Consider the following 18,479-nt stretch of genomic DNA (forward strand, 5'->3'; position numbering starts at 1 on the left):
ATCACCGCGACCAGCGCCTGACTGTGCCCGCGTCGATATCGAACAAGTCGAGCACTCGGCCAACCGTATGATCGACCATCTCCGCCAGATCGGCGGGGCGGGCGTAGAAGGCGGGCACCGGTGGCGCGATGATCGCGCCCATTTCCGCGAGCTGGGTCAGGGTTCGCAGATGACCGAGATGAAGCGGCGTTTCCCGCACCATGAGAACCAGGCGGCGGCGCTCCTTTAGAGTTACGTCCGCGGCTCGTGTCAGCAAGCTTGAGGTGACGCCGCTGGCGATCTCGGACATGCTGCGGACCGAACATGGAGCGACGATCATACCGCGTGTGCGGAAAGAACCGGACGCGATACTGGCAGCAATGTCACGGGCCGCATGCACATGCGTGGCCAGCGCTTTAATGTCTGCGATCTTGAAGTCGGTCTCGTTCGCGATGGTGATCTCGGCCGACCTCGACATCACGAGGTGGGTCGTGATGCCGAGTGCACCGAGAATCTCCAGGAGCCGCTTGCCCAATACTGCGCCGGACGCGCCGGTCATGCCGATGAGGAGCGGCATCGGGCTATGGCTCACGCAGCATACCGACATGCGCGGCGCCATCGGCGTCCGCCGCCCGCTTCCATTATCACAACTGGACCCGAAACCGCCCTTGGTGAGACCGACGTTCGCATGATCACCTGGATTGTCTCCCGTTCCGACCGAACAACACTGAGCATCTCAATCTAGGCAATATAGGACGACCGTCGGGCTCGCCAGCATCGGAAAATACCTAAACGCAGTCCTCGCCTGTCGCTGCCTATTGCGACAGCACCGGCACCGAATCGTTCTTTTTCCCGAAAACTGTTTCGGCAGCACCATAATGGAGTCCCTAGGTAATTTCCGAACCTATCGAGGCCGCCTCATCAATGTGTAGCCTGAATCGCAGCGCGTCGTTTGTCGAGCCACTCCGGCTGACCATCGGCACCAGGCGCAAACGCTTCGCGGAGACTTTGATCCGGCTCTCTATCGATTATTCTGAAAAGGCGCAGCGTCATGTTGTTTTCGGATTCGTACCTTCTGTATCTCACACCGGCTCTGCTGCTCGCCGCCTTCATCTTGATCGGAGCGAGCGTGAGGATTCTGCGTGAATACGAGCGAGCTGTCGTCTTCACAAACGACGGCCAAAAATGCGGCTGCAAACTCGACAGAATTCAACAAGGCGAATGCGTGGCCGCTTTGTACGGACTAGGTGTCCCCAATCAACGACCGGGAGCAGTGGCGGCTCTGGCCAGGGCAAGAAGAGGGAAATAATGTCGATACATGTTGAAGCTCAGCATGAATCCGCGAGACAGCTCTGTTCCCTGTTGGAGACGCTCGGCGAGTTCAGTTGCGGTCGACTTGGTGCGCACCCCGATGCCGTATCCCGGGAATCCGGTCGCGGTATAGTAATCTTCGTCCCAGGTGCCATCCTCCTTCTGATTGGAGCAGAGATAACCAATGCCTCTTTCAATGGCGTCATTGATCTCGGCATTTGGAGGGACCGACTGCAGGCACATGATTCCCCAGGCCGTCTGTGATGGCGTGCTGGCGCCCCGGCCGCGCAGCTCGGGGTCCATGTAGGAAGCGCAAGTTTCACCCCAGCCACCATCGTTATTCTGCCGTGACATGATCCAGTCCACGGCTCGGCGCGCAAATGGCTGAGTCATGTCCTCACCGACGGCTTTCAGGGCGGGCAGGACAGCGGCTGTGCCATAGATATGGTTGACGCCCCAGCGCCCGAACCAGCTTCCTTCTTCCTCCTGCTCCCGCTTGACGTAAGCCAATGCTCTGGCGATCGCCGGGTGCGTCTTGTCATAGCCGAGCGCGGCAAACGCCTCTATTACGTGCCCAGTGACGTCGACGCTCGGCGGATCGATTGCCTCGCCAAAGTTGCAAAAGGGAATCTTGCAGATGATTTCCTTGTTATTGTCTCTATCGAAGGCCGCCCACCCGCCATTTTGGCATTGCATAGCCAGCGTCCATTCAACGCCGAGTTCAATTGCGCGTTCGATCCGGTCCCGCAATCCACCCGCGGTCGTCCTCAACTTTCCGAGCACGAGAAGGGCCACAGCGGTATCGTCAACGTCGGGATAGTGAATATTTGCTCGTTCGAAAGCCCAACCGCCGGGGCGGACATTCTTGATCTTGATGGACCAGTCTCCAGGGACAAGGACCTGTTGGTTGAGCACCCATTCCAGCGCTTTACGGACTTCGGGCGTGCTTGATCCGACGCCGGCCTCGTGAAGTGCGAGGAGCGCAAGGATAGTATCCCACACCGGGGATTCGCTCGCCTGAATGTGCGTGGCGCCGTTCCGTTCGTAGCTCCAATGGGCCGCGAGAGCCGATATGCCTTTCGCAACGACTGGATGATCTAGGGTGTAGCCTTCGTTGACCAAAGCGATCAATCCATAGATCCAGGGTGGTTGAATCCCGCCCCAGCCGCCGTCTGCATCCTGATGCCGGATAATCCACTCTAGACAGATCTTGATCGTGGTCTCTCGAAACGGGATCAATTTCCAGTCCTGCGCCTTGTGAAGGGCGCGATCGATCTTCCGAAAAAGCCACTCCAACGAGAAAACCCCGGCGGGTTTTGCGGGGGTTGAAAAGTCAAACTCGTGGTAAGGACAAGGGAAAAGCTCTTCAAGCTTGCTCCCGTCCGGCAATGGCCAAAACGGTCTGCGCGCCGAAACGATGGTCAAAGGCATCAGGGTGGCGCGCGCCCATTGTGCGAAATTATAGATGCTGAACGGAAACCAGACCGGCAATCGGATAATCTCAGGCGGCAGGTTGGGCGTGTGCTCCCAGGGCCAGACCCCCAACATCGCCAGCCAATATTTCGTAAACACTCTGATTTTTCGAATGCCATCGTGCGCCAATATCCAGGCACGGGCGCGCACGAGCTCATCGCATTGCGGTTCAAAGCCTTTCGCCCTCAAGGCCGCATACACCTCGATCGTGGAATTGACGTCACCGTCGGGGGCGCCGGGATAAATTCCCCACGAACCATCCGGTCGCTGTCGCTGTAGCAGCGCTTTGACGATCGCGTCTTCAGACGGCAGCGGGAATTTGAGGAAATGACTTGCGAGGAGCCACTCGGCCTCAATTGCCGAATTTGACTCGACCATTCCCACCCAGAACCCCGCCGGGTCCTGGGTTCTCTTCAGCCAGTCGATCGCCGCCACTATGGACTGCGATAAGCGACCCGGTTTCGCTGCGAAAGCCTCACGGCTCGCAAAGTCTTTGGAATGCATCAGGATTTTCATGCGATTTTGTATGCGAAACCTACGCTTAGAACATGAGGCAACTCGCCTCAAGGACGAAAAAACCGCCCCCAACCGGTTTTGGGCGCGCGAGATGCTGGTCATGCGATTTAGGCCAAAGGCGCGGGGTTCGAGGATCGCCAAACGGTAGCAATCCAGTTCTGTCCTGACGCTATTCTCGCAAAGGCCGACGTCCTTTCCAGCCGCGCGGCGGTCGACATCTCGGCCTCGGCAGCGCTGGCAAGCGCCCACGACGGCTGCCCTTGCTGGTCCAAAGGCGTGGACGATCTCGCCCTTGACTGGTGACTGCAGCGGCCAAAATCGGCGCGACCGATGGAGCCGTGTCCTTGTGTGGCGGGGATGCCGGCAGCCCTGGTGATCTCCGTCAGCTCGTTCAGCCTCGTCTCTTCGTCCCATGCATTCGCGCGCGTTGCTTCATGCCACTTTTCTAAATTATAGCAATATTTCAAATACATAAGAGTTCGCAGTTTTATTCTGAATGGCGCGCCATTCGGAATAAAACTATGAACTCTTATACTATTGAAATTGCTTATATAATCCAAGGTTCGGTGCCTTGGCCGCGGGTTTTGTGAAAGGCTCATTTGGTCTTCCAGTAGTGATCCTTCCGAAGTTGTCATTGGATCTGAGGTGGTAGCGAACGAGCGCCCGGTGGCTCTTTTCGCACCGTCAAAACAGCAACGCCAGACCGGTTGCCTGGCGTGACTGCATGATCTCAACGGTCGCGGAGCGGCCGGCCACGAGGGTGGTATCGGCCGGGATACCGTCGAGCGAGATGCGCACTGGAACACGCTGCGCCAGGCGCACCCAGCTGAATGTGGGATTGACATTGGCAAGCAGGTTAGTCCCCTCGCCGCGATCACGGTCCTCAATGCCCGCTGCGATACTTTCCACGTGACCGGTGAGCTGTGCGGCATCGCCCATCAGGTGGACCGCGACCCGGTCGCCGACGTGGATGCGCGGCAGTTTGGTTTCCTCGAAATAGCCGTCCACATGCAGTGTGTCGGTATCGACCAGAGCCATCACGCCCTTGCCGGCCGTTACATAAGTCCCGGGGCGAAGATCCATGTTGGTTATGGTCCCGTTCACCGCGGCATGAACCTCGCTGCGGTCGAGATTGAGCTGGGCCACCGCCCGGTCGGCAACCGCCTGATCATAGGCGGCCTTGGCCTGAAGCTGGGTGGCCAGCACCTGCTCCTGCTTTTGCTGCGAGATGGCATCGGTGGTGAGCCCGCGATAGCGCTTCAGGTCGCTGTTCGCCTGATCGAGCGAAGCACGGCGGCCGGCGACGACCGCGTCGGCCTGCTGCAACGCCAGTGCAAAGCGCGCCCGGTCGATGCGGAAGATCACATCGCCGCGGTGCACCTGTTGATTGTCGTGCACCAGGACTTCGGTGACGAAGCCCGACACATCAGGCGCAATAGCAACGACATCAGCGCGGACCCGGCCGTCGCGCGTCCACGGCGCATCCATATAGTAGACCCACAGATAATGTCCGACGACGATTGCGGCCATTACGGCGAGAGCCGTGACGGCGAAACGACGAGCCAATGCGAAAGCGTTTTTCACAACAGAAACTCCAAGGACAGGTAAACGACGCCCCCCAGCAGGCAGACGAACACAGCGAGATCGAACAGCGCGCGATGCCAGACAATCCGATAGAGGCCGGTTCGCTGCAAAACCGGACGCAGCATGGCGCACAGCGCGGAGGTGACGAGAAGCCATAGCAGCAGTGCGGGGACCAGGACCCCGAAGACGTCGATTTCGAATCTCATGCGGCGACGCTCCTGACGCGTGCAGGATCGGGAGCCTCGGGCTGATAGGCCGGCGCGTCCGGAAACAACCCGCGCCGGATGCCCACCAGACCGATCAGCGCATCCTCTCGTACGTTATCGCCGGACTCGATCATCGCTTCGGCCAGCGCCAAATCGATGCTCGGGAGCAGCTCAGGCGGCATCGGGCCGCCGTCATGCCCGCGGAACGCGGCAGCAAGCCGGTCCAGCATGGCGTCGATCGCGCGCAGCGTCCGCGGCGCCAGCATGTGACGCGCACGGCGCAGATCGACGATGTTGAGGCCCACGCGCAGTTCGCTGAGACTGTCCGCGTCGCGAAGATCACCGTCGCCAATCGCGGCGAGGCGCGGCGCCAGCAGGCCGAGACGGTTCAGCATCACGCCGGCAAATGCCGCCCTGTCGCGTTGGCCACGCCGCTCAGCCGCGACGGCCAGCGTGGTCCAGTTCGTCGACATCAGGCGCCGCGCGCTCCATTCGGCGCCGACCGACCGCGTCAGTCTCGTCACGATCACGGCCGCCGCCGTCCCGATCACAAACGACAATCCGGAATTGGCAAACGGAGCAAAATCGGCGCTATAGGTCGACTGTAGCGCCAGCAGACTTGCGGTGTTGGCGGCGAGCGCCATGCCGATGAAGGCTGTCGCCGGGCGCGCGATGAGGATGCCAAACACGAGGAAGGATGGCGCCAGCATCGCGATTAGCATCTCGACGTTCGGGAGCCGCGGCAACACGGCAAACAAATAGACCGCGACAACCGCCATGGAGACTATCGACCACCATGTGAAGCCGCGAATGCCGGGCGCAGGATCGTCCTGGGCCGCAAAGAAAGAACAGGCCACCGCAGCCATCATTGGCGCCGATGCGCCGTCGGCCCAGCCGGTTGCGATCCAGAAGCCGCAACAGATCAAGATCGCGAGCATGGCGCCCGCCGCGGACCACAGCGCCATGCCGTGATCGCGATGTCTGACCAGCGCGGCACCGGCCTCGGGACGAAATGCCAATTCAACGCCTGATGCGTCGTCACCGGTCGCGATGGCGCGCCGGAGAGCCCGGCAGTCGTGAGACAGATCGACCAGTTCGCGCAGCCGGATCAGCAAACTGGCGGTCATGATCTGCCGCCACGACGCTCCAGCATCGAGTGTCGGCTGTTGCGCGGCAATCGCGGCACGAAGCCTGTCGACCGGTTGCCGCTCATGGGTGTCGGTTGCGATCCAGCGCGTCAGATCGTCGAGCAGGCGCGCGAGCTCCGGCTGCGTCGTTTGCAAACTATCCCCAAGCGCCGCGATGCGGTCGCTGATCGAGGCCAGCAGCGGCAGCAGCATGAGCATATGCAATCGCAGCAGCCGCAGCCCGCGTGCGGCATTGGCGTCGACGAGTCTGTCGTAGGCCAGGTGGCTTGCCAGCGCGTCGATTTCGACGGCGTCGGCGGCCAGGCGCAGCCGCCGATCCCGTGACGCCTGTTCGGCGCCGCATCCGCTGAGCACGTCTTGGCTGAGACGCCGGGCGTCGAACAGCCAGTTGTCGACCCGCGCGGCAACGGCGGGCGCGACGCTGCGGGGGAACACCAGCGTCGACACCAGACTGGCGCAGATGATGCCGAGCGTGATCTCCTCGACCCTTGCCAACGCCGTGTCGAAAATGCTCGCTGGATCAGAGACCACCGGGAAGCCGATCAAGGCCACCGTGTATCCGGCCAGCATGAAGATATAGCTGCGCGGCGTGCCGTCGATCAGCGACAGATAGAGGCAAACGCCCAGCCACAGCGCCATGAGCAGACACAACAGTTCCGGCGCATTGACCAGATTGGGCACCATCGCCACCGTGGCCGATGCGCCAAGCAGCGTTCCTATCACGCGATAGAACGCCTTTGAACTGGTCGCGCCGGCAAGCGGCTGCGAGGTGATGTAAACCGTCGCCATCGCCCAGTAAGGACGCGGCAAATCCATCCCAAGCGCGATGACCAGCGCCAGAACAGCCGCCGCGAACGTCTTGAGAGAAAAGACGATATCGGCGTAACGGACCAGGAACGGCTGATCCGTACTCATAACTGAGCAGCCTCAAGCAAGCGACTGGCCCGCTGCTCGATCCGCTGCAGGACTTCGAAGGTCACGGCAAGGTCTTCGCCCGAGATGTCCTTCAACAGATAGGCCCGGACGCGACGCAACACGCGGTTGATCTCGTCGGCCCTTCTCTCGCCCAGCGCCGTGAGATGCAGCATTTTGGCCCGCCGGTCGGTTGGGTCTTCGCGGCGTTCCACCAATCCTTCAGCCTGCAGCAGATCGATCAGCCGCACCAGAGAAGGCCCTTCGATCCCCATCTCATCAGCCAGCACGCCTTGCCGGACGCATTTTCCGCGGCGCGACAGAATCATCAGGGGAATTGCCGTCGCCTCCGACAAATTATGCGCGGCAAGCGCTTGATCCGCCTCGCGCCGCCACAGCCGTCCGATCCGCGAGATCAGAAGGCCGATTTCAGCATGGATGCTTGCCTGGGAGGGAGCCATGCGAAATTAGATAGCATCCTAATCATTAGGTTACAACTATGTAGGATGAAATAGGTCGATAATCACGAAAAAGCGACGTCGGGAGGTCGCGTCATGAAACACTGCCTGATCCAAACATGTCCCGCGCGTCACGCCGGACCCACGTCATGACGACGCCAGACCATTTCCCCATTGCCAGCCGCACCCAGATCCTTGCGCTGCTTCCGACATTCATCGTCGTCGCGGTCGACGCCACAGGAATGGGAATCATCCTGCCGCTGCTGCCGTTCTATTCGCAGCGGCTCGGCGCCACCCCGTTCATCGTCGGGTCTCTGATCTCCGTCTATGCCCTGTGCCAGCTGGTTGCCGGACCCGTGGTCGGGACGCTGTCAGACAGATACGGACGCAGGCGTGTGCTGATCGTCAGCCAGATCGGGACCCTGGCCGGCTTCGTGCTGCTTGCGTCGGCCAACAGCCTGACACTGGTCTTCCTGGCACGGATCATCGACGGGCTGACCTCGGGCAACATCTCGGTCGCGCATGCCTATGCGGCCGAGCACAGCGAACCGAGGGCGCGCAAGCAGGCACTTGGCACAACCAGTGGTGCAATCGGAACAGGCTTGCTGGTCGGTCCGGCCCTGTCCGGATTTCTGGTCCAGTTCGGGGTCACGGCGCCGATCTGGGCCGCCGCGGCGCTGTCGCTGATCAGCATCGCTGCCACGATCAAGCTGCTTCCATCGGACTGCCCGGCGTCCGGAGTACTTGACACTCGACGCGACATCGAGCTCACCCTAGAGCCGAAGGCTGCACGCGTATTGCTGCTGATGCCGTATGCCTGGGGCCTGCTCGGCCTGCTGATTTTGTTTTTCTTCGCCAACTCGATGTTCATATCCCAGGTTGCGCTGTTCCTTTCGGCCCGCTTCAGCTGGCAGGGGCATCCTTTCGGGGCCAGGGAACTCGGCGCCGTGTTCGCTTACGCCGGCTTTATCAATATCATCGTCCAGGGCCTGTTGATCACCCAGGCCAGTCGTTTCACGTCCGACAGAACCCTCGTCGTGGTTGCCTTCGTGATCATGAGCGCGGGATTTTCCGGACTAGCCATCGTGGGCCGGACTGGCCTTCTTGCCGTCCTCCTGACGCTGATCATCCTCGGCACGACGTTTATTCGAACAACGCTCACGGCGGAATTATCGCGCAGCGTCCCACCGCATCGTCAAGGCATGATCATGGGCCTCAATCAGTCGCTGATGTCCGGCGCCAACATCTTCGCGCCACTCGTGAGCGGCGCACTGATCGATCGCCGGTTATACGCCACATGGGCATTATCGATGGCCGCCACCGCAGCGTGCGGCGCCATCGCGGCCACGGGATTGCTCGCGTCGTCCCGCCCTGAGACTGCTAGTCTGGACAAACCTCACGCCCATCCAGAGCCAATCTAACAGCGGCTGCGCCTCCCCCGTTACAGTTGGAGAAAGCCGTCGCTGGCCTTCCGGCGTCAGTGGCCGTGTCGTTTTGTTTCTGCATCAGGTCCAAGCAAATCCGCATTACGGTACCGAACTACGTGATTTCCAATCTGATCGAGCGTCACGAAAAACGGGCACCGTGGTGCCCAACAATGACCGAGTTTGGCGCTCCCGAAGAGATTCGAACTCCTGCCCCAAATTCTTTATTAAGCCCCGATTTTCTCTTCTATCTCAATCCGTAGTTTCCCAGAAAAGCTAAATCGGTCCCGGCGGTTAGACCGGGACGGTGAGTGAGTTATAACAAAAGTGGTTGCGGGGACACGCAACCACCGATACCGACACTCACTGATCGTGGCGGTCTGAAGCGGACAGTCCCCTACGTCCCGAACGCAGTGAACATCTTCTAAGTTGTTGATTTTTATTGCTGCGGCAGGTGTTTCCGCCACGTTTTGTTTATGGTCGTTTCACCCAATTCGTTGCGATTCCGTTGCGGCGTTCTCACGGAGACGACGGTCGCTGCGGCCCGGTTTGTCTCAGAAGCGCGTACCTTTGGACGACGATGTAGTGGTGACGGTCACAGGTCCTTTTCGGCGAGCTCGCGAAACTCGTCGGGAACGCAACGAGAGGTGCCCAGCGCCACCAAGCCGTATCCGATAGCATCCCATCCGAAGCGATCGCGGATCTTGTCGACGGCACGGTCGGCCGCCCATCTTGCCCTGTCTATTCTGCTGCCCGGGCGGCGGGGTTCATCTTGAAGTCCAAGCGGGAGTTCCAGCTCCGGATCCCAGTGCTCCCAAGATGCGAAACCGAGATCGCCAGCAGCGAGATGGTTTTCTCATCGGGGTGTTCTGCCAGAACGGCGCGCACCGGTTCCTCGGCAAGCGCAGCGAGGATCAGCAGCACCATCAGCCCGCCGGCGCCCTCGATCACTAACGGTCGCTCCCCGGTGTCCGGCACATCGAGCGAATCCGCGTCGATGCGAACTCCGTCAATTTCGGCGGAACGGTAGGGCGAAGCGGGCGTTCGAAGACGGTAAAGCTCCGGCACGATGCGATCGGCTGAGAGACTGCCCAGCCGTGCGACGAACTGGGTATCGATCTCTCCTTCCAAGCCGGCTTGAATCGATTTCCAATAGTTCGCGCCGAGGAGATCGGTGAGCCCCGCGGTAAAACCGTTTTTCCGACCCGGTATCTGTGCCTGTTACCACGATCCGGTTGGCGGCCGGTTTCCGCGGGTACCCGCCGACAAACCAGCAGCGTGTTCCTTCAAAATCTTGATGATCTGCCCCTCAGTGAACCTGCTCTTGCGCATCGCCCACCTCCTCGATGGAGAACAGACCCTAGAGCGGTTCACAGATTAATTGAATCGGGAGGGATTCCGTTGTCGAGCGGATTGTGATTCAAGATGCGGGCTGGATTGGAGGCCAGCATCGGATGGTCAAACCGCTCTCCAATGATCTGCGCAAGCGCGTCGTAGCGGCGGTGGCGAAGGGCGAGAGCAGCCGCGCGGTGGCCTCGCGTTTCGGCGTGGCCGTGTCTTCAGTGGTCAAGTGGTCGCAGCGTTACCGGGCGACCGGCTCGGTGAAGCCCGGCCAGATGGGTGGTCACCGCAAGCGGGGCTTGGAGCCGCACGGCGACTTCATCAGAGAGCGCATCAGGCAAACGCCGCATCTGACCCTGCACCGGCTGAAGGACGAACTGGCTGCGCGCGGGGTCCATGTCTCGCATAACGCGGTGTGGCTGTTCATGCGCCGCGAGGGGCTGCGATTCAAAAAAAACGCTGTTCGCACTTGAGCAAGGCCGTTCCGACGTCGCACGCCGTCGGCAACGCTGGCGATCGTGGCAGGCCCGCCTTGATCCTTCCCGCCTCGTCTTCATCGATGAGACCTGGATCAAGACCAATATGGCTCCGCTGCGGGGATGGGGCACAAGAGGCGAACGGATACGAGGCTTTGCGCCGCATGGCCGCTGGCGCACGCTGACCTTCCTCGGCGCGCTGCGCTGCGACAGCTTCACCGCGCCTTGCCTGTTCGATGGACCGATCAACGGCGAATGCTTCCGCGCTTATGTCGAGCAGATCCTTCTGCCTTCGCTCAAGCCTGGCGACATCGTCGTTATGGACAATCTCGGCAGTCACAAAGCGGCCGCGCTGCGCCGTCTCATCAAGGCCGCCGGCGCACGGCTCTGGTATTTGCCGCCTTATTCGCCCGACCTCAATCCGATCGAGCAGACCTTTGCAAAGATCAAGCACTGGATGCGATCCGCCCAGAAACGCACCATCGACGACGTCTGCCAGCACATCGCCAGCCTCGTCACAACCATATCCCCTGCCGAATGCAGCAACTACTTCGTAAACGCAGGTTACGCTTCCATCAAAACGTGAAACGCTCTAGCGCATGCGACGGGTGGCAGGCTGTCCGCCTATGCAGCCACCGAGGCGCGACCGATACGCTCGTCGAGCACTTGGCTTCGGCCTTGGGCGGCCGTGGCATTCGTGTCAACGGCGTCGCGCCAGGCGTGGTTGACACCGACACGTCCAACTCGGAGCGATGCCGGTCGTGAGTTCACGTTGGGCATGCAGGCGCTCAACGCATCGCCGAGCCTGATGATATAGCCGCCGCCATCGCATTTCTCGCCTGAGACGAGGCTCGGTGGATCACCGGCAACACGTTGCGCGTCGATGGCGGCTCGAAGCTCTGAGTTCTGCTTTCAAACGGTCGGTTCTCGCTGTCCGACGGGACAGACGAAAGGCAGGAGGTCGGCCTACGTCTCCACCAGCCTGCCGCCCTCAACGATGATCTGCCTGAGCAGTCGCGTCAGGATCAGCATATCGCTCCGTGACATGTTGGCAAATAGCCGGTCGTTCACCGCACGGAGCGAGGGCGCCATATCCTGGATTAGCTTCGCGCCCCTTTCCGTTAGCGCGATTTTTATGGCGCGAGCGTCGTCGGGATCGGGAAGTTTTGTGAGAAGCCGCGCCTTTACCAGCTTGCCCACATCAGCCGTAACATTGGACGCCGACACGTGGAGGTGATCGGCGAGGCGCCGGATGCTGGGGCTGGAATTGAGTTTCGCGACGGCCATCATCACGGCTAGCTCGGTGGATGAAAGTCCGAATGGCTTTGCCGTCGAGCGGCGCAATGTCTGCATCGTCGCTGCGGCGGCGAAGATGTCGGACATGAAATCGCGGAACGCGCGCTCGTCGCCTTCCGTGGCTAACGCCCTGATTCCGACCGAGCGGGCGTCGACGCTCAGTTTGCGTGCAACCTTCTTTGTTTTCGACATTTCTCGATCTGTCTCACCAATCGAGATCACTTGTCCACGAAGGCGCGCTCGATTACGAATTGACCCGGGCGACTGGAATTGCCTTCCCGAAAACCCCATTCATCCATGATTTGACAGAAATCGGCAAGCATTAGCGGGCTGCCACACACCATAAATCGGTCGTCCTCAAGACGTGGCGGCGGCATCGCGATGGTCTGAAACAAGCTGCCATCGCGCATCCGGTCCGTGACCCGCCCCATATGGTCGAAGGGCTCGCGCGATACCATCGGCAGATAGATCAGTTTCTGCGCGATAACATCTCCGATCCACTCGTCAGCCCGCAAATCTGAGGTCAGAAGATCGCGATAAGCCAGTTCGTCGACCGTGCGGCAATTGTGAATTAATACAATGTGCTCGTGCTGATCATACACCTCAGGATCGCGAATGATGCTCATGAAGGGCGCAAGACCCGTCCCGGTGGACACCAAATAGAGCCTTCGCCCGGGGATCAGGTTCGACGTCAGCAACGTACCTGACGATTTGGCACCGAGCAGCAACCCATCCCCCGGCTGGATCAGCTTCAGCCGCGAGGTCAGCGGTCCATCGGGCACCTTGATGCTGAGGAATTCCAGCGTTTCGGCGTAACTGGGGCTCACCATACTGTAAGCGCGCATGATTTGCGCGTCGCCGGTGCGTAGTCCGATCATCGCAAACTGTCCGCTGACAAACCGGAAGCCGGGATCGCGCGTCGCGGTGAAGGAAAACAGCCGTTCGGTCCAGTGATAGACACTGAGTATCTTGCATTCTCTGATGTTTGACATGCTCGTTCCGTCAACTTCTCAACCGATCTGAGGCTTTAGATATTTCTCGAACTTGTCCGGCTGCCTGGCGAACAATTCGGCCTGCGGCATCGGCTCGGACTTGACCGTCACCGCGGGCCATTCGCCGGATAGCCGTGCGTTGAGGTCCTTCCACCTGGCGCCGTCGGGATGCGTATCGGGCTTGATAGCCTCTACCGGACATGCCGGCTCGCAGACCGCACAGTCGATGCAGATCTCCGGATCGATCACCAGCATCTCGGCACCTTCGCGGAAGCAATCGACCGGGCAGACTGTAACGCAATCGGTGTATTTGCAGCGGATGCATTGTTCGGTGACGACGTAGGTCATGCGCGCCTCAGCTCAATGCCGTGCATTCGATCTCGACATCGAACGGTGCGGGCCAGGAGCCAACGACAACGAAGGTTCGCGCCGGCGGCGCGCCCGGAAAGAATTTTCCGTAGATTTCGTTGATCGTTGTGAAATAGGCGGCATTGGTCACATAGACCGTGCAGCGCACGACTTTATCGAATGACGAGCCTGCGGCCTTGAGGCAAAGCCCGATGTTCTCCATCACGCGCCGCGTTTGAGCCGCGACGTCCTGAACGGAGAAGGTTCCCGTGTCGGGGTCCAGTGGCGGGATACCCGAGACGAATACCAGCCCATTGGCCTTGACCACGAACGACACCGGCGTGGTCGATGATTTGCTCCATCCCGAGAATTCCGGGACGTCAACGATCTGCTTTTCCATTTTTCTTTCTCTCTAGTGAATCAAACCGAGCGTTTCAGCGATGGCGCCGGACGATGACAATTCGTCAAATCTGCCGGAATGAACGATCCGTCCCTTTTCCATGAGATGGATCCGATCGCAGACAGCCTCGCCAAGCAGTAGACTTTGTTCGACCAGCAGCACGCCATAACCCGCCGATGCCAGCCGCTTCGTGACTTCCGCGATGCGCTCGACCATCGCAGGCATCAGTCCTTCGGTCGGCTCGTCCATCATCAGGAACCGGCAATTCGTCGCCAGACTCCGCATCAGCGAAACCAGCTGCTGCTGGCCGCCGCTCAACCGACCCGCCGGTCGTGACAGCAGGTCCTTCAGTTCGGGCACCATGCCGACGATCTCGTCGAGATCGCGCGCCTTTGGCACCGAATAAGCCGCAACCCTGTAATTCTCCTCGACCGTCAGGTCGCGAAACACCCGCACGCCCTGAGGCATATAACCGAGACCGCTGCGCGCACGATGGTCGGCGGGGATCCCGCTAAAATCCTCGCCGTCGAGAAAGATTCCGCCGATGACCCTGGGCCCAAGGCCCATGGCCGACTGCAATAGCGTGGTCTTGCCAACGCCGTTTCGTCCGAACAGACCAACGACGCAACCGGATTCAACCGTGATCGACACGCCCTGAAGGACATGCGCCTTTCCGTAATAGGCGTGCAGGTCAGTGAGCGAAAGCGCTGCCAAGATAGGCCTCCTGCACCTTCGCGTTGTTCCTGATGCTGTCCGGCCCGCCTTCCGCCAGCACGGCGCCGTTGGCCAGGACCGTGATCGTGTCAGCGGTTCCCATGACGACCTTCATGTCGTGCTCGACAAGCATGATGGCGCAGCTCGATCTTAACCTGGTATTGATGAGCTCGATGAATTGTTGCGTCTCCGCGGGACTCATTCCCGCGGTCGGCTCGTCCAGCAGCATCAGCCGCGGCCTCAGCGAGGCCGTCACCGCCAGCTCGACCAGCCGCTGATCGCCGTGGGAGATTTCGGCGACCTGCCTGCCTGCAAGACGCGTGAGATTGAACAGCTCAAGCATCCTGTCACGATATTCTCTTGGCGAAATGGCATCTGTCATTCTCGCCTTCGAGAATTTCGACGCCGCCCGACAGGCCACCACGATGTTCTCGGCGACGGTGAGCGACGGATAAAGGCTCGCGATCTGGTACGTCCTGGCCATCCCTTCCCGGACGATGCTATGCGGCGCCGCGCGGGAAATATCCCTTCCGGCAAGCGACACACGGCCCGACGTCGGCGCATAGATGCCGGTAACGACATTGATGAAGGTCGTTTTACCCGCACCATTCGGCCCGATCACGGCTCGCACCTCGTTGGCTCCGATCGACGTCGTGACGCCTCTCAGAACTTCATGGTTGCCGAAGCTCTTCCTGACGTCACGCACCGTGAGCAATACCGATGCCGAGGTGTCGCTCATCGCGTCATCGCAGCCGTCGGGCTGTACATGGTGTCGCCGGCGGCGATCTTGTTGACCACGCGCATGTGCCCGGACTGCACCTGCAGGATATAGACGTCCGCGAAGGCCTGTTGATCCGCAGAGCGAACCGTCAGATTGGGACGAAGGAACATTTCACCGGTCGGCATCGCCGGATTCGCCACGGTCCAATTGGAGAGCTTGATGCCGTCGGCACGCGAGGCCCAACCCGATCCTTCGATCGCGCGCTTCATGAAGGAGACGCATTCCCAGCAACTCACGGCGCTGGGCAACATCACGTAGTCGTCGCCCTCGACCGAGCGGCCGGTCGGGCCGATGCCGATTTCGGTGAATGCCGTCCGCGTCGCATCCGCGTTCGGATAATCGGACAGCTCCCACGGCACCTCGTCGAACGCGTAGAGCCCGTCGACCGATTTTCCCATCTTAAGAACGTCGAACAGGTTGGTCGTGCTGGAGACGGCGAATTTCGGCTTGGCGCCGACCCCGACCGTCACCAGCGCGGGATAGACGCGTACCGAGTCCGGTCCCCACAGCGCGGTCAGGATGCCATCGACCGAGCGATCCAGCTTCAGCAGAAATGGCAACGGATCGGACACATTCGGCGGCAGCGCGATCGATTGAACGACCTCTCCTCCCACCGACTGCAGCGCTGCGGTGAACGCGTCGCGCTGGGAATGGCCGAACGCGATGTCGGAGAGCACGATGCTCCACTTCTTCCCGATCTTGTCGATCATCCATTTCTGCGAAGCCCGTGCGGCAATCGAGCTGTTGGCGACGAAACGGTACAGATAAGGATTGGCCGTCTCGGTCGTGATCGAATCGGTGCGCGACAGCGGCAGGTAGACCACGCTCGCGTCCTTGGCGATCGGGACGCTTGCGACGCCAATGCCGCCAGAGCCCGAACCGACGACGAAATCACAAGCGTCTTCCTGGATCAGTTGCTGCAGCCGCCGGATGCCAACATCGGTTTTGGTTTCGGTATCGACGCTGACCACCTTGATCGGTCGACCAGCTATTCCGCCTCGCTTGTTGTGCCAGTTGGCCGCGGCTACGACGGCGCGCTGCTCCCAAAGGCCATCATGCGCCAGGGCGCCAGTGAGATCGCCCTGAATGCCGAGCACGATCGGATTGCCGGAATCGGTGCCTCCAAAGGCACGGGAAGACAGGCTTGCCGCAAGGCCCATGCCCGCGGTGGCTTTGATGAAGGAGCGGCGTGACGTCCGAAATTCACTTCTTTTCATCTGCTACTCTCCTGGGGATAAGGCGACGACGTCATCGTTTGCTTGGAAGGATGCATGCGCATCGCCGGATTCGGCCGGATTAGTGCCCACATCGGCGAAACGATCGAACAGGCCAATGACGCCGCGCGGAAACAGCAGCGCTGTTCCGATCAGCAATGCGCCGACGAGCGCATCGACATACCGGATGACGCCGGATGCGAGCTCGACGGTCGGGTAGATGACGATGATGCCGATCAGCGCCCCGAACGGAGAGCCGAGGCCGCCGACCGTCGCCCACAGCACGGCATTAAGCGAAAGCAACGGATCGAACAACGCCGTCGAGACATGGCCGATTAGCATGCAATATGCCGCACCCCCGAAGCCGCTGATCGCAGCGGACACGGCAAAGACCACGATGCGTCTCAATTCGACGTTGAAGCCAAGCTGCGAGCTGCGGATCCCGTTCTCGCCGACCGCGCGCATCACGATCCCGAAAGGTGTCGCCCGCAGCAACAGATACGCCAGCAGATAGAGCGCCGCCGGAACCAGCACCAGATAATAGGTCTCGATGCTGACGCCGATCGACGCCGGCGCGCCGAACAGCGAAACCTTGTGCCTGAGTGTCAGGCCGTCCTCGCCACCGGTATAGTTCGTGAGCGAATTGGCCAGCAACAGGCTGATCGCGCCGATCGCCAGCGTGCCGACGACCGCGGAATGAATGCCCTTCATGCGCACGACGAGGACCGCCGTCGGCATCCCCGCCGCCGAGCACACCAGCGCACTGCCAAGCAGAACCAAAATCAGTTCCGATGTCACGTACTGGCAAAGATAAAACGCGCAGTAGGCACCAAGGGCGAAGAAACTACCGGTGCAGAACGACAAGACGCGTCCGAAGCTGTGGCTCATCTCCAGCGCCAGCGCGATGTAGAGAAACGCCAGCATCTGCGCGGTGACGAAGATGGCGTAGCGACTTGAAACCGCCGGCAGCAGCGCCAGCACGCCGAGAAGAAGGATGCCAACTCCGGTGCCGAGATGGCCGAGCAGAGGGTGCTTACGCATGCCGCCCTCCGAAGATTCCATTTGGCCAGATCACCAGCAACGGCAGCAGCACGACCAGCGAGATCACCTCGGCTGCGGTCGGCTCCACAAAGGTAGCCGCGATGCCCCTCACCACGCCGAGCGCAATCGCCACGGTCACGGTGCCGAGCAGATTCTTGGCCCCACCGACGACGACCACGATGAAGCCGGTCCCCAGGATGGTAAGCCCCATCTGGAACTGCGCGCTTGCGATGGGCGTCACCAGCGCGCCGGCCAAAGCGGCGAGGAACGTGCCGAGGATGACCGTGATGCAGTTTACGCGCCGGGGCGAGACACCCGCGATCAATGACAAGTCGCGAGATTCCGGAACCGCGCGCATCCAAAGGCCCTGACGTGTGAAGCGCAGGAAACAGAACACGCCCGCGATCGCGGCAATCGCAATGCCGGCGACCACCAGACGGTAGACGGGATAAAACGTGCCGAAGATCTCGATCGAGGCCGAGACCGGGTCGTCCACGGAAATCGACGCCGATCCGAAGAATGCAAGGGCGAAGCTGTCGATCAGCAGCAGCAACCCCGCGGTCGACAGCAGGCCGATCAACGGTTCGGCACCCACCACGCGGTCCAGCACCAGCCTGTCAACGACGATCCCGACGACCGTCACGATCGCGACCGACAGCACCACGCTCAGGATGAAATTCAAGCCATGCACGCTGACAAAGGTCGCGGTCAGCATCGCTCCCAGCATGTAGAACGAGCCGTGCGCGACGTTCATCAGGTTCATCAGCCCGAAGGTCAGACTGAGGCCCAGCACGATCATCGCGAAGATCAGGCCCCAGACGACGCCGTTCATGCACTGGAAGATGAGGAGCGGAATCGTGTCCAT

The 18,479-nt window shown here is 60.7% G+C and carries 17 protein-coding genes and 1 pseudogene; 2 read left to right on the top strand and 16 right to left on the bottom strand.

Annotation, left to right across the window (positions count from 1 at the left end; genetic code table 11):
• Position 1: 1 nt before the first annotated feature.
• The 6 genes from BLV09_RS16365 to BLV09_RS16390 all read right to left on the bottom strand — a co-directional run bounded on the left by BLV09_RS16365 (position 2) and on the right by BLV09_RS16390 (position 7,590).
• Positions 2–556 (bottom strand): UbiX family flavin prenyltransferase, encoded by a 555-nt coding sequence (locus BLV09_RS16365; RefSeq protein ID WP_174556548.1) that lies wholly within the window; start codon positions 554–556, stop codon positions 2–4.
• A 680-nt stretch (positions 557–1,236) separates the two neighbouring features.
• Positions 1,237–3,279: a squalene--hopene cyclase gene (gene shc / locus BLV09_RS16370; protein ID WP_244549122.1), complete on the bottom strand. Its 2,043-nt coding sequence runs from the start codon at positions 3,277–3,279 to the stop codon at positions 1,237–1,239.
• Between the two features lie 684 nt (positions 3,280–3,963).
• A complete protein-coding gene (locus BLV09_RS16375) occupies positions 3,964–4,809 on the bottom strand; it encodes an efflux RND transporter periplasmic adaptor subunit (protein WP_146688072.1) in 846 nt (281 codons plus the stop codon).
• Between the two features lie 50 nt (positions 4,810–4,859).
• Positions 4,860–5,069: a DUF1656 domain-containing protein gene (locus BLV09_RS16380; protein ID WP_146688073.1), complete on the bottom strand. Its 210-nt coding sequence runs from the start codon at positions 5,067–5,069 to the stop codon at positions 4,860–4,862.
• Positions 5,066–7,132 (bottom strand): FUSC family protein, encoded by a 2,067-nt coding sequence (locus BLV09_RS16385; RefSeq protein ID WP_146688074.1) that lies wholly within the window; start codon positions 7,130–7,132, stop codon positions 5,066–5,068. Before BLV09_RS16385 ends, BLV09_RS16380 begins: the two co-directional genes overlap by 4 nt.
• On the bottom strand, positions 7,129–7,590 hold the full coding sequence (locus tag BLV09_RS16390; protein ID WP_146688075.1) for a MarR family winged helix-turn-helix transcriptional regulator: 462 nt from the start codon (positions 7,588–7,590) through the stop codon (positions 7,129–7,131). Before BLV09_RS16390 ends, BLV09_RS16385 begins: the two co-directional genes overlap by 4 nt.
• A 146-nt stretch (positions 7,591–7,736) precedes the next feature.
• Here BLV09_RS16390 and BLV09_RS16395 point away from each other — a divergent pair, with 146 nt between their 5' ends.
• On the top strand, positions 7,737–9,008 hold the full coding sequence (locus tag BLV09_RS16395) for an MFS transporter (protein ID WP_146688076.1): 1,272 nt from the start codon (positions 7,737–7,739) through the stop codon (positions 9,006–9,008).
• Positions 9,009–9,911: 903 nt separating this feature from the next.
• Here BLV09_RS16395 and bioD read toward each other — a convergent pair.
• A pseudogene (bioD, locus tag BLV09_RS38130) lies at positions 9,912–10,242 on the bottom strand (ATP-dependent dethiobiotin synthetase BioD); the annotation flags it as partial.
• A gap of 223 nt (positions 10,243–10,465) precedes the next feature.
• Here bioD and BLV09_RS16405 point away from each other — a divergent pair.
• Positions 10,466–11,414 (top strand): IS630 family transposase gene (locus tag BLV09_RS16405; protein ID WP_100384214.1). Its coding sequence is split into 2 segments (ribosomal slippage): positions 10,466–10,801 and positions 10,803–11,414, totalling 948 coding nucleotides; the frame shifts between segments, so codons are not numbered across the junction.
• A 380-nt stretch (positions 11,415–11,794) separates the two neighbouring features.
• Here BLV09_RS16405 and BLV09_RS16415 read toward each other — a convergent pair.
• Genes BLV09_RS16415 through BLV09_RS16455 form a run of 9 tightly spaced genes read right to left on the bottom strand, consistent with a single transcriptional unit; the run spans position 11,795 to position 18,479 of the window.
• Positions 11,795–12,316, bottom strand: a complete 522-nt coding sequence (locus BLV09_RS16415; RefSeq protein ID WP_167558755.1) for a MarR family winged helix-turn-helix transcriptional regulator — start codon at positions 12,314–12,316, stop codon at positions 11,795–11,797.
• Positions 12,317–12,342: 26 nt separating this feature from the next.
• Positions 12,343–13,116, bottom strand: a complete 774-nt coding sequence (locus BLV09_RS16420) for a ferredoxin--NADP reductase (RefSeq protein WP_146688078.1) — start codon at positions 13,114–13,116, stop codon at positions 12,343–12,345.
• Positions 13,117–13,134: 18 nt separating this feature from the next.
• Complete coding sequence (fdxA, locus tag BLV09_RS16425; protein WP_146688079.1) at positions 13,135–13,464, bottom strand: ferredoxin FdxA; 330 nt, start codon at positions 13,462–13,464, stop codon at positions 13,135–13,137.
• 7 nt (positions 13,465–13,471) lie between these two features.
• A complete protein-coding gene (locus BLV09_RS16430; protein WP_146688080.1) occupies positions 13,472–13,864 on the bottom strand; it encodes a RidA family protein in 393 nt (130 codons plus the stop codon).
• Positions 13,865–13,876: 12 nt separating this feature from the next.
• The gene (locus tag BLV09_RS16435; protein ID WP_167558756.1) at positions 13,877–14,578 is read right to left on the bottom strand and encodes an ABC transporter ATP-binding protein; all 702 of its coding nucleotides are present in this window, start codon (positions 14,576–14,578) and stop codon (positions 13,877–13,879) included.
• The gene (locus BLV09_RS16440; protein ID WP_146691156.1) at positions 14,556–15,317 is read right to left on the bottom strand and encodes an ABC transporter ATP-binding protein; all 762 of its coding nucleotides are present in this window, start codon (positions 15,315–15,317) and stop codon (positions 14,556–14,558) included. The genes BLV09_RS16435 and BLV09_RS16440 overlap by 23 nt, the downstream gene beginning before the upstream one ends.
• Positions 15,314–16,576, bottom strand: a complete 1,263-nt coding sequence (locus tag BLV09_RS16445) for an ABC transporter substrate-binding protein (protein WP_146688082.1) — start codon at positions 16,574–16,576, stop codon at positions 15,314–15,316. The genes BLV09_RS16440 and BLV09_RS16445 overlap by 4 nt, the downstream gene beginning before the upstream one ends.
• A 3-nt stretch (positions 16,577–16,579) precedes the next feature.
• On the bottom strand, positions 16,580–17,614 hold the full coding sequence (locus BLV09_RS16450; protein WP_167558757.1) for a branched-chain amino acid ABC transporter permease: 1,035 nt from the start codon (positions 17,612–17,614) through the stop codon (positions 16,580–16,582).
• On the bottom strand, positions 17,607–18,479 hold the full coding sequence (locus BLV09_RS16455) for a branched-chain amino acid ABC transporter permease (protein ID WP_146688084.1): 873 nt from the start codon (positions 18,477–18,479) through the stop codon (positions 17,607–17,609). Before BLV09_RS16455 ends, BLV09_RS16450 begins: the two co-directional genes overlap by 8 nt.

The organism is Bradyrhizobium canariense (assembly GCF_900105125.1).
GTDB classification, from domain to species: Bacteria; Pseudomonadota; Alphaproteobacteria; order Rhizobiales; family Xanthobacteraceae; genus Bradyrhizobium; species Bradyrhizobium canariense_A.